General features: G+C 67.9%; 13 protein-coding genes. 11 read left to right on the forward strand and 2 right to left on the reverse strand.

Annotated features, from left to right (window positions below):
- Positions 1-75: 75 nt before the first annotated feature.
- The 6 genes from AC4JJG_RS16585 (at position 76) to AC4JJG_RS16610 (ending at position 5,258) form a co-directional block, all read left to right on the forward strand.
- Positions 76-1,374, forward strand: a complete 1,299-nt coding sequence (locus AC4JJG_RS16585; protein WP_495400352.1) for an adenosylmethionine--8-amino-7-oxononanoate transaminase — start codon at positions 76-78, stop codon at positions 1,372-1,374.
- Complete coding sequence (locus tag AC4JJG_RS16590; protein ID WP_495400353.1) at positions 1,371-2,543, forward strand: 8-amino-7-oxononanoate synthase; 1,173 nt, start codon at positions 1,371-1,373, stop codon at positions 2,541-2,543. The genes AC4JJG_RS16585 and AC4JJG_RS16590 overlap by 4 nt, the downstream gene beginning before the upstream one ends.
- Positions 2,540-3,271, forward strand: coding sequence for a dethiobiotin synthase (gene bioD, locus AC4JJG_RS16595; RefSeq protein WP_495400354.1), 732 nt, complete (start codon positions 2,540-2,542; stop codon positions 3,269-3,271). Before AC4JJG_RS16590 ends, bioD begins: the two co-directional genes overlap by 4 nt.
- A 68-nt stretch (positions 3,272-3,339) precedes the next feature.
- The gene (gene bioB / locus AC4JJG_RS16600) at positions 3,340-4,389 is read left to right on the forward strand and encodes a biotin synthase BioB (protein WP_495400355.1); all 1,050 of its coding nucleotides are present in this window, start codon (positions 3,340-3,342) and stop codon (positions 4,387-4,389) included.
- 9 nt (positions 4,390-4,398) lie between these two features.
- Positions 4,399-4,674: a biotin synthase auxiliary protein BsaP gene (gene bsaP, locus AC4JJG_RS16605; RefSeq protein WP_495400356.1), complete on the forward strand. Its 276-nt coding sequence runs from the start codon at positions 4,399-4,401 to the stop codon at positions 4,672-4,674.
- On the forward strand, positions 4,671-5,258 hold the full coding sequence (locus AC4JJG_RS16610; RefSeq protein ID WP_495400357.1) for a DUF2567 domain-containing protein: 588 nt from the start codon (positions 4,671-4,673) through the stop codon (positions 5,256-5,258). Before bsaP ends, AC4JJG_RS16610 begins: the two co-directional genes overlap by 4 nt.
- Before the next feature lie 7 nt (positions 5,259-5,265).
- Here AC4JJG_RS16610 and AC4JJG_RS16615 read toward each other — a convergent pair whose 3' ends face one another.
- Positions 5,266-5,979 carry an NUDIX hydrolase gene (locus AC4JJG_RS16615; protein ID WP_495400358.1) on the reverse strand — a complete coding sequence of 238 codons (714 nt, stop codon included), beginning with the start codon at positions 5,977-5,979 and terminating at the stop codon, positions 5,266-5,268.
- A 793-nt stretch (positions 5,980-6,772) separates the two neighbouring features.
- Between AC4JJG_RS16615 and AC4JJG_RS16620 the strand changes: the two genes are divergently transcribed.
- The 3 genes from AC4JJG_RS16620 (at position 6,773) to AC4JJG_RS16630 (ending at position 8,258) form a co-directional block, all read left to right on the forward strand.
- The gene (locus AC4JJG_RS16620) at positions 6,773-7,003 is read left to right on the forward strand and encodes an MbtH family protein (protein ID WP_495400359.1); all 231 of its coding nucleotides are present in this window, start codon (positions 6,773-6,775) and stop codon (positions 7,001-7,003) included.
- 62 nt (positions 7,004-7,065) lie between these two features.
- Entirely contained in the window at positions 7,066-7,419 is a 354-nt protein-coding gene (locus AC4JJG_RS16625) for a hypothetical protein (RefSeq protein WP_495400360.1), read from the forward strand.
- A 23-nt stretch (positions 7,420-7,442) separates the two neighbouring features.
- On the forward strand, positions 7,443-8,258 hold the full coding sequence (locus tag AC4JJG_RS16630) for an IS3 family transposase (protein ID WP_495400361.1): 816 nt from the start codon (positions 7,443-7,445) through the stop codon (positions 8,256-8,258).
- Here AC4JJG_RS16630 and AC4JJG_RS16635 read toward each other — a convergent pair.
- Positions 8,239-8,457 (reverse strand): response regulator transcription factor, encoded by a 219-nt coding sequence (locus AC4JJG_RS16635; protein ID WP_495400362.1) that lies wholly within the window; start codon positions 8,455-8,457, stop codon positions 8,239-8,241. The genes AC4JJG_RS16630 and AC4JJG_RS16635 overlap by 20 nt on opposite strands.
- 567 nt (positions 8,458-9,024) lie before the next feature.
- On the opposite strand from AC4JJG_RS16635, the gene nadA reads away from it, so the two are divergent.
- Together nadA and nadC are read left to right on the forward strand one after the other, a co-directional pair.
- Complete coding sequence (gene nadA / locus AC4JJG_RS16640; RefSeq protein ID WP_495400363.1) at positions 9,025-10,077, forward strand: quinolinate synthase NadA; 1,053 nt, start codon at positions 9,025-9,027, stop codon at positions 10,075-10,077.
- Positions 10,070-10,996 (forward strand): carboxylating nicotinate-nucleotide diphosphorylase, encoded by a 927-nt coding sequence (gene nadC / locus AC4JJG_RS16645; RefSeq protein ID WP_495400364.1) that lies wholly within the window; start codon positions 10,070-10,072, stop codon positions 10,994-10,996. The genes nadA and nadC overlap by 8 nt, the downstream gene beginning before the upstream one ends.
- The last annotated feature ends 246 nt before the right edge of the window (positions 10,997-11,242 follow it).

Consider the following 11,242-nt stretch of genomic DNA (forward strand, 5'->3'; position numbering starts at 1 on the left):
ACAGTGTTCAGGCGCACCCCTGGACGCTGTCCAGGAGGTGCGGTGACCATCAGCCCAGCGCGAAGGACATGACCCGTGGACGCCGACGAGATCAGCCGGATCGATGCCGAGCACGTCTGGCATCCGTACGGCGCCTTCGGTGGCGGACCGGCACCACTCGTCGTGCGGAGCGCGCAGGGCGTCCATCTCGAACTCGCCGACGGCAGGCGGCTGGTCGACGGGATGAGTTCCTGGTGGGCGGCGGTCCATGGCTATGGGCATCCGGTGATCGACGCCGCGGCGAAGGCGCAACTCGCCGAGATGTCCCACGTCATGTTCGGCGGCCTCACGCATGAACCGGCCGCCCGGCTCGCCGAGCTGCTCGTCTCCATCACGCCCGGCCCGTTGCGCAAGGTCTTCTTCTGTGACTCGGGGTCGGTGTCCGTCGAGGTCGCCGCGAAGATGGCGATCCAGTACTGGCGCGGTCGCGGACGGCCCTCGAAGAAGCGGCTGTTGACGTGGCGCGGCGGCTACCACGGCGACACCTTCCTGCCGATGAGCGTCTGCGATCCCGACGGCGGGATGCATGCCATGTGGACCGACGTCCTCGCCGACCAGATCTTCGTGCCCGCGCCGCCGACCGACTACGAGAACGACTACGCCGCGATGCTGCGCGACGAGGTGACACGGCATGCGGATGAGCTGGCCGCGGTGATCGTGGAGCCACTCGTACAGGGCGCCGGGGGGATGCGGTTCCACGATCCCCGATACCTCACCGAACTCCGCGAGATCTGTGACCGCGCCGGCGTGCTGCTGATCTTCGACGAGATCGCCACCGGCTTCGGCCGGACGGGTGAGCTCTTCGCGGCCGACCACGCGGACGTCGCGCCGGACATCATGTGCGTCGGCAAAGCATTGACCGGCGGCTACCTCACCCTCGCCGCCACACTCTGCACGGACGAGGTCGCCGACGTCATCGGGCGAGGCGAGGCCGGCGGTCTCGCCCACGGCCCGACCTTCATGGCCAACCCGCTGGCGTGTGCGGTCGCGGCAGCAGCCGTCGGCCTGCTGCTGGACACGCCGTGGCGCGAGCGCGTCGCCGCCATCGAGGCCGGATTGCACTCCGGGCTCGACGATCTCATCAATGAGCCGGGGGTTCGCGATGTGCGGATCCGCGGCGCGATCGGTGTCGTGGAACTCGAGCGCCCGGTGGACATGACCGCCGCCACGTCGGCAGCCGTGGGTGCGGGGGTCTGGCTGCGGCCGTTCCGGCACCTGATCTACGTCATGCCGCCGTTCATCTGTACCGCCGACGACATCGCGACAATCGTCGCGGGCATAAGGGCGGCAGTCGCCGCCTGCACTTCGGACCGACCGGCGGAGGTGCCGGCATGACGACGTTGCACCCGACGGGACCCACGGTGTCCGCCGACGATCCGCTGGCGTGGCTCGCCGAGGGCGCACGCCGGATCGCCGAGGCCGGTCTGCATCGTGATCCCTATGCGCGACAATCGGATTCGGATCTGCTGAACCTGGCATCCAATGATTACCTAGGGCTGTCGTCGCATCCGGAGGTCGTCGCCGGAGCACATGCCGCGCTGGATGACTGGGGAGCAGGGGCGACCGCGTCGCGACTGGTGGCCGGCACCACTCAGCTGCATGTCGATCTCGAGAACGATCTCGCCGACTTCCTGGCCTTCTCATCGGCGCTGGTGTTCTCGTCGGGATACCTGGCCAATGTCGGTGCGGTCGGTGCTCTCGCCGGCCGCGGCGACCTGATCGTCAGCGACACCGGCACCCATGCCTCGCTGATCGACGGGTGCCGGTTGTCGCGCGCCCGTGTCGTCGTCGTCGATCGCGGCGATCATGCCGCGGTGCGTGAGGTGCTGCGGAATCGGACGGAGCCGCGTGCCCTTGTCGTCACCGACGCGGTGTACAGCATCGACGGGGCACCCGCGCCCATCGAGGAACTGTATTCGGCCGCAACCGATCACGGTGCCGCGCTGCTGGTCGACGAAGCACATGCGCTCGGTGTGCGCGGGCCGGGTGGGCGAGGTCTGCTCGCCGAAGTCGGGCTGTCCGGCGCGCCGGGACTCGTGGCCACCGCCGTACTGTCCAAATCGCTCGGCGCCCAGGGGGGCGTCGTCCTCGGGCCCGCGGATCTTCGTGGGCACCTCATCGACCGGGCGCGCACCTTCATCTTCGACACCGGACTCAATCCGGCGGCGGCCGGAGCCGCGCGTGCTGCGCTCGGCGTCCTGCGCCGGGACCCCGGTCTGCCGGATCGTCTGCGCGACAACGCACGTCGACTCGCGCAGAGCTGTGCGGCCGAGGAACCGGCCGCGGCGGTGATCTCGCTGGTGATCGGCGAGCCGCAGCCGGCCGTGGACGCGGCTCATGCCTGTCGCGAGCGCGGCGTGCTGGTCGGATGCTTCCGGCCGCCGTCGGTTCCCGCGGGAACGTCGCGACTGCGGCTCACCGTGCGCGCCGACCTCAGTGGCTCCGAGATCGACCGCGTCGCCGATGTCGTGCGACACTGCCTTCCGGATCGGGCGACTCGATGAGCGGCCGGGTCGTCGCGGTCACCGGGACCACCACCGATGTGGGAAAGACCATCGTCACGGCAGCACTGGTCGCCGCCGCGGGGCAGGCCGGCGCCCGGGTCGCCGTGTGCAAACCGGCGCAGACGGGTGTCGCCCCGGGTGAGCCGGGCGATCTGGCACGGGTGCGGGAGTTGGCCGGAGACATGACCGATGTCGAGTGTGCGCGCTATCCGGACCCGCTCGCACCCGAGACCGCGGCCCGCCGCGCCGGGATGGCTCCGCTGGACATCGACGGTGTGATCGGCGTGGTCGACGAGCTCGCGGCCGCGCACGATCTGGTGGTCGTCGAGGGCGCGGGCGGTGTGCTGGTGCGCCTCGCACCGGAACGAACGCTCCTCGATGTCGCCGCGCCGTGTGCCGCGGAGGTCGTCGTGGTGGTGCCTGCCGGACTCGGTGCCCTGAACCATGCCGAGCTCACCGTGAACGCGATACGCGCCCGGGGGCTGAACCCGGCCGGTCTGATCATCGGATCCTGGCCGGAGGCACCGGATCTGGCAGCATCCTGCAATCGTTCGGATCTGCCGCGTCTCACCGGCGTGCCGGTCGTCGGCGTGATCCCCGAGGGGGTGGGGGACCTCACCCCGGACGAGTTCGGGCGGCACGCACCCTCCTGGATCGACGTGGACTGGCTGCGCGATCTCCTCCGCACGCGGGCCGAAACCGTCGACCGCCGGCCGGTCACTCGCTGATCGATACCGAATTACCTACCACCACAATGACAATCGGTCCCCAGGACCATCGGGAAGGATTCACCGTCATGACCCAGGCACCGCACCGACCGGCCGACACCGAGACGCCCGCGAGCACGGACTCCGGCGACATCCTGGCGCGTGCCCGCGTGCAGGTACTCGAGGGCGGAACCGGGCTGGACCGGGACCAGGTCCTCGAGGTCCTGCGTCTGCCGGACGACCGGCTCACCGAACTGCTGCAACTCGCGCATGACGTCCGTATGCGCTGGTGCGGCCCCGAGGTCGAGGTCGAGGGCATCATCTCGCTCAAGACCGGCGGCTGCCCCGAGGACTGTCACTTCTGTTCGCAGTCAGGCCTTTTCGCATCTCCGGTGCGTAGTGCCTGGATCGACATCCCGTCCCTGGTGGAGGCGGCCAAGCAGACCGCCAAGACCGGCGCCACCGAGTTCTGCATCGTCGCCGCCGTCCGCGGACCCGACAAACGACTGCTCTCCCAGGTGGCGGCGGGCATCGAGGCCATCCGCAACGAGGTCGACATCCAGATCGCCTGCAGCCTCGGCATGCTCACACAGGAGCAGGTCGACCAGCTCAAGGACATGGGCGTCCACCGGTACAACCACAATCTGGAGACCGCTCGCAGCCACTTCCCGAACGTGGTGACCACGCACACCTGGGAGGAGCGCTGGGACACCCTGCGCATGGTGCGCGACGCCGGTATGGAGGTCTGCTGCGGCGGCATCCTGGGAATGGGCGAGACACTGGAACAGCGCGCGGAATTCGCCGCGGATCTCGCCGGACTCGAGCCCGACGAGGTGCCGCTGAACTTCCTCAACCCGCGCCCCGGAACGCCGTTCGGTGACCTGGATGTCCTACCGGCGTCGGAGGCTCTGAAGTCGGTGGCGGCTTTCCGTCTCGCACTGCCGCGAACGATTCTGCGCTTCGCCGGAGGGCGCGAGATCACTCTCGGCGACCTCGGCGCCAAACAGGGGATCCTCGGCGGCATCAACGCGGTGATCGTCGGAAACTACCTCACCACGCTGGGTCGCCCGGCCGAGGACGACTTGGACCTGCTGGCCGATATCTCGATGCCGATCAAGGCGCTCAACGACAGCATCTAGGCTGCAGACGTGACCATTTCAGTACCGACGACGGCCGGTGATGTGCCCGGCGCCGACATTCCCGGCCCCCTCGCGACCCCGTGCAGATTCGGCGTGTACACCGGGCTGGCAACGGAACTCGAATCCGCGGATGCCGTGCCGGCCGCCGCTCGTCTCGGGCTGGAACCGCCCCGCTACTGCGGACAGTGCGGCCGCCGGATGGTGGTGCAGGTGCGCCCCGACGGCTGGGGTGCGCGGTGCTCGCGCCACGGAACAGTGGATTCGACCGAGCTCGGCCGGCGATGACGGCCGCCCGACGGCCGGCCCGGGCGACCGGCCCGTTGATCGCCGTCATCGGTCTGGTGCTGCTTCTCGGCGTGGTGGCCGGTGCGCTGTGGGCCGTGATCACGCCGACCACCGGTGGCCGCATCGTCGACCAGGAATCCGCGGTCCTGGTGCCCGAGCGCATTCCCGACGAGTTCGGTGCCGTCGCGGTGTTCGCGCTCGTCATGATCGGTTACGGGATCGTGGCCGCGATCATCGGGTGGGTCGCGGGGCGCGTGTGGCGTGGCCCGGTCGGATTCCTGTACTCGGGTTTGTCGGCATTCCTCGGCGCATTGCTGGCGGCATGGGTGGGCACCCGCATCGCGGATTGGCGGATACCCGACCCGCGGAGCCTTCCGGTCGGATCGACATTCGACCTGGTACCCGAACTGTGGCTGTCGGGACCGGTGCACGGTGGCCCCGGTGGCGAATGGGTGCTGTTCCTCGTCGCACCCTGTGCGCTGGCCCTGACCTACCTGGTGTTCGCGCTGGTCACCCGTGACCCCGATCTCGGTGTCGGGGACGGCGCCACTGATGCTCGTGCGGAGATCCCGGCGGGGGCGTGAGAGCCGATCACAGGGGTGGTCGCAGGGTCGCGAATTCGTCGGTGACCCGGAGGTGCGCGTCGGCGAATTCGTAAAGGGCGGGCGGTCGGCCGCCCGCGCGGCCGGTCCGGCCGACGGTCCCGGTCGCCAGCACGACGCCCCGACGACTCAGGATGCGTAGCAGATTCGTCGTATCGACGGGATATCCGAGTGCGGCGCAATAGATCTCGGACAGCTCGGACATCGGGAAGCGTCGCGGCGCAAGCGCGAATGCGATGTTGGTGTAGGACAGTTTCGCGGCGAGACGCTGCCGTGCGGATGCGATCACCTCGTCGTGATCGAATGCCAGGTCGGGCAGTTCGTCCACCGCATGCCATGCGGCGGTGGAGGCCGGTGCGCCCGCGGCGTCGCTGGGCAGCAGCGCGAGGTAGGTCGACGCGATCGTGCGGGCCTCGGAAACCCGGTCCGGTTCGGAGAACACCGCAAGTTGCTCGAGGTGACCGAGGTCGACCGCGTCCACGCGATCGGTGACGACACGGAGAGCGCCCGCCTCCAATGTCTCGTCGGGACGCACCGGACCGCCGGGCAGGAACCAGCGTTTGGATTCCGGGTCGTCGACGAGTAATACGTACAGTCGCGGCTCGGCGTCGGGGCGTTCTCGCCGCACCTGGAAGAGAGCGGTGAGGATTTCCACCCGGACGGCATCCGAGGCCGGATCTGGGCATGGGCGCGGCGCGGGCATGGATCGATTGTAGGTAGGAGTTCCGATCGTCCGTCGGGACGAGGACACCCGGTCGTCCGTGGGCGACCGTGCGGGTGCCGGCGTCCGACCGGGCGAGCGGTGTCGGCGGATGAGACAACGAAACCGGGGGCGTTGCCCGGGTATCGACAGCGAATCCCCAGGCCGGCGTGGCGACATATCCACGTTGCCATTGGCAGATGGTAACGTCCCGAACGGTTGCGGCGAGTAGTCCAATGAGTTCAGAAACCAGGGGGTTGGTGATGTCGCACCGAGGGCGGCGAATACGAATAGAGAAACGAATTCGTTTATTGAACGGTGCGCCGCCCGAATAGACACTTTTGCGACGATTGTCGATTCCGGATGTCATCCGACGGGGGCCGCAGGTGCAATTCCTCCTCCGAAGGGACGAGAGGATGCGCCGTTCGCGAACGCGATGGTCACCCAGACGTGCAGTGCCGGCGGGAGGGATGAGGTGATATCAATGTTGCTGCTGCGGTGAGAGTTTCAGATCGAGAACCCGGATCGGCTGACCATGGCCGGACCGTGGCGTCGAGGGGGCGCCGGTTTCCGGAGGCGGGTGACGTCGGCTTCGGCCACGTATTTCCCACGCTGTGGTCGCCAATAGATGTACACGTGATCTTTCTTGACCGGATGAGAATCGTTCAGGTGTATGCACGGTGCGTGAGGTCTCGAAACGGGCGGCTTGGAAGTCGATTTCCTGAGTCGCACAATGGTGGTCGGGAACCGGTTTGCTTCTGCAATCATCTTTCGATTTCGGCAAGAGGAGACGACGATGACCAACCCGTTCGACGATGACAACGGGCGATTCCACGTTCTGGTGAACGACGAGAACCAGCATTCGTTGTGGCCGGTGTTCGCCGACGTGCCGTCCGGTTGGACGATCGTGCTCGACGACAGGACACGAGCCGAGTGCGTCGCATACGTGGACGAACACTGGACCGACATGCGCCCGGCGAGCCTGATCGAGGCGATGGCGAATGCACGTGGGGAGAGCGATCGGTGACGGCCTCCGATTCGGCCGTCGGGCGCCGGGATGGCCACCCGACGCAGGCGAGGAGCGCGAACATGCCGCACGGCAGGAGTGGTATACCGGCCGGGTCGCCCGGACAGTCCGACCTTCGGGGCCGTCTGCTGGAAGCCGCCGAGAGCGTACGGGATTCACTGAGCGAGATCGCCATCCAGTACGGCGTTCGCGAAGCCGACATCCTTCGGTCGATCGTGCGTGAGGGTCATGACGACGTCGTCGGGCCGGATTGCCCGCCGGATCGTCGCGGAGCCGCGGGACGCGTGACCGACCGGAAGCGGAGGCAGATCGAGGAGGAGAACCACATCCTCCGTAGTGCCATCGAGTTCCTCTGGGATGTGAACCGGAAGGCCGGCCGTACCCCAAAATCATCTACCCGCTGGTCCGCGAACTAGCCGCAGGAACATCGGCGCGACGTGTGCCGATTGCGGTGACCTGCCGGGTATTGGGCTTCTCGAAACAGGCATTCCACCGATGGGACGGCGACCCGATATCGCAGCGCGACTGGGATGATGCATGGCTGCTCAACGAGGCGGTCGACATCCACCGTGAGCATCCCGAATACGGATACCGGCGCGTGGCCGCCGAGCTCACCCGGCGCGGACACGTCGTCGGCGAGCAACGGGTCATGCGGCTGTGTCGCGACCAGGGGCTGGTGTCGCGGTCCGCCGACCGCCGACACGCGGCCGCACCGGGTCAGCCGAAGATGTTTCCGCGCAAGGGATTCCGATCCACCGATCTCGACAATGCGTGGGCCGTCGGCATGCTCGAGGTGGCGGCCCGCGACGGGCGCCTCCTGCTCTGTGTGATCAAGGACTGGGCCTCGAACCGGATCGTCGGATACAGCGTGCAATCCGCACTGCGGCACCGGCGAAGCGACATCGTGCTGCAGACCCTCCGTACCGCCATGCGCGACCGCAGGCCGTTGCCCGGGCTCATGGTCCTGAGCAACGGGGACGCGGACTTCCGCACCGCCGACTATCACCGTGTGCTCGCGCGATCGGGAATGATCGACATGCGCTGGAACGTCCATGGGACGGATCCGATCTTCCGCATCCTGCGGCATCATGTGCTGGCACGCGAATGGCAGTCACGGGCGCATGCCCATTCCGAACTCATCCGCTGGATCGAGGGCGCCTACCGCACGATCCGGTTCGGCGACCTGGGCGGACTGACCTCCATCGAATACGAGACGATGTGCCGCGGGCTGCCGCTCAGAGCTCGTCGAGTGTGATCAGTCCGTCCTGGATGGCCCGCGCGGCGAGGGCGACCTTCGTGCGCGCGGGCCGGTCCGCGGCGCAATACTTGGCGCGAATGCGGGACAGGTGGGTGTTCACGGTGCCCGCCGAGATGCCGAGTTCGTCGGCCGCACCCGATTTCGAGTCGTGACGTAGCCACGCCAGCAGGACCTCGATCTCGCGTGCCGTCAGCATGGGCCGACGGTGACGTACCGGGACCGGTGTGTGTGGCGGCGCCATCGGCGGTTGCCCACGGTGCCCGTCGACGGGGGGGTGAAGAGGGGTCGGCGGAGGCGCGGGCGGACCGGTGGGGGCCGGGGTGCCCTGATGCGACGAGCGGGTGAATCGCGGGGCCGCATTCTGTGGCAGTGGCATCTGGCGCGCCATCAGTCCGGCGAGCGCCGCCTCCCGCCGGCGCTGGGCCGCGAGATGACGCGAGTCGGGGTAGGAGCCGGGTGCGGGGCGGCCCGAGATCGAGGCCGGTGACAACGGTGAAATGGTCAACGTAATGCTCGCAATCGAATCGGGCGGCGGCCGGTGGGAGCGGGACCGCGCGGTGTGATGAGGACATCGCTGACGCTATGAGCCGGATCACGCGCGCGAATGCGTAGTCGACTACGCGTTATCGCGCGGGGAATGCCCGCACCGGCCGGGGTGTTAGCATGGTCATGTTTTCGACCCGCAGTCGAAAACCCGGTTTGCAGGTGCCGCCCGGTGCCGTGAGTGCGACAGCCCGAGTACGACAGCCCGAGGAGATGGCAGATGAGTATCACCAGCGATCGCCACGCGACCGATTCCGCCCCGGCCGACATGACGTGGGTCGATGGCCCGGGCGGCTACTCAGGTGTGGAGCCCACACGGGAGTGGGCGGACGAGATCCGTCGGCTCGCGCGGGCACGTAACGCCACCGTCCTCGCACACAATTACCAGTTGCCCGCCATTCAGGACATCGCCGATCATGTCGGTGACTCGCTGGCGCTCTCGCGTATCGCCGCGGAGGTGGATGCGGACGAGATCGTGTTCTGCGGTGTGCATTTCATGGCCGAGACGGCGAAGATCCTCAGTCCGCGGAAGCGGGTGCTGATCCCGGACGAGCGGGCAGGCTGTTCTCTCGCCGACTCCATCACGGCCGACGAACTGCGCGCGTGGAAGGCGGAATTCCCCGACGCCGTGGTCGTGTCGTACGTGAACACCACCGCGGAGGTCAAAGGCCTCACGGATATCTGCTGCACGTCGTCGAACGCGGTCGACGTCGTGGCGTCGATCGATGCGGACCGTGATGTCCTCTTCCTGCCCGATCAGTTCCTCGGGGCGCACGTGAAGCGCGAGACCGGCCGCGACAACATCCACATCTGGGCCGGGGAGTGCCACGTCCATGCCGGGATCAACGGCGACGAACTCACCGAGCAGGCGGCGTCGCACCCCGATGCCGACCTGTTCATCCACCCCGAATGCGGTTGTGCGACTTCGGCTCTCTATCTCGCCGGCGAAGGAGCGGTGCAGGGCGACCGGGTGAAGATCCTGTCGACCGGAGGCATGATCGACGCGGCGCGCGAGACCGGCGCGAAGCAGGTCCTGGTCGCCACCGAGGTCGGGATGCTGCACCAATTGCGCAAGGCCGCCCCCGGAATCGACTTCCAGGCCGTCAACGATCGCGCCTCCTGCAAGTACATGAAGATGATCACCCCCGCCGCGCTACTCCGCTCGTTGCGGGAGGGTCGCGACGAGGTCGTCGTCGACGAGGATGTCGCGGCGCGTGCCCGACAGAGTGTGGAGCGGATGATCGCGATCGGGAATCCGGGTTCCGGTGAGTGACGGGACCTCGAACGCGGGTTTCGTCGGCCAGTCGGCACCGGAAGGGCTCGTTGACCTTTCGGTCACCGACGAGGTCCGCGCGCTGATCCGGACCGCGCTGGAGGAAGACCTGCGCTACGGACCCGACGTCACGACGATCGCCACCGTGCCGGCCGGTGCAACGGTGGACGCCGCGATCGTCAGCCGCGCCCACGGCGTGATCGCGGGCCTGCCGGTGGTACGCGCGGTCTTCGACGAGGTCATCGGCGAGGATGCGTATCGCGTCGAGACCGAAGTGGCCGATGGCAGTCGCGTCGCGCCCGGCGACGTGGCACTCGCCATCCACGCACCGACGACGGCTCTGCTCACCGCGGAGCGGACCGCGCTCAACCTGCTGTGCCACCTGTCCGGCATCGCCACCACGACGGCCGCCTGGGTGGATGAGGTCGACGGCACCGGCACCCGTATCCGGGACTCGCGAAAGACGTTGCCCGGCTTGCGATATCTGCAGAAGTACGCGGTCCGTGCCGGCGGCGGTGTGAACCATCGCATGGGGCTCGGCGACGCCGCGCTGATCAAGGACAACCACGTGGCCGCGGCCGGGTCGGTCAGTGCGGCATTGCGGGCCGTGCAGGCCGCGGCACCCGATCTGCCGGTCGAGGTGGAGGTTGATTCACTGGCACAGCTCGATGAGGTGCTGGCGCTGAATCCGCAGTTGGTGCTGTTGGACAACTTCGAGGTCTGGGAGACCCAGATGGCCGTGCAGCGCCGCAACTCCCGCGCGCCCGGAACCAAGCTGGAGAGCTCCGGGGGATTGGTCCTCGAATCCGCAGCCGACTATGCGCGCACCGGCGTCGACTACCTCGCGGTCGGCGCCCTGACGCATTCGGTCACGGTGCTCGATCTCGGGCTGGACGTCATCGCGACCGCCCGCGACTGATCCTCCGTTCGTCTGAATCACCTCGGTTCGAGCTCTGCACGGCGGCAAGGATGTTCGGTGATCCACGGGGGAGACCCCGCGAGTCGTCTACCGCGCCGCGGCCCACGCTTCGGTCAACGGACGCGAGGGCGAGGAATCGCGTCTGCAGCCGTTATGCGCCAACGAGATGATCAACTCCGCGATCGTGATGATTCCGGTGCTAGCGTCACGACCGTCGGAAGAGTGAACGCACAGACCATGTGACGA

The organism is Gordonia sp. B8661-1 (genome assembly GCF_059427765.1).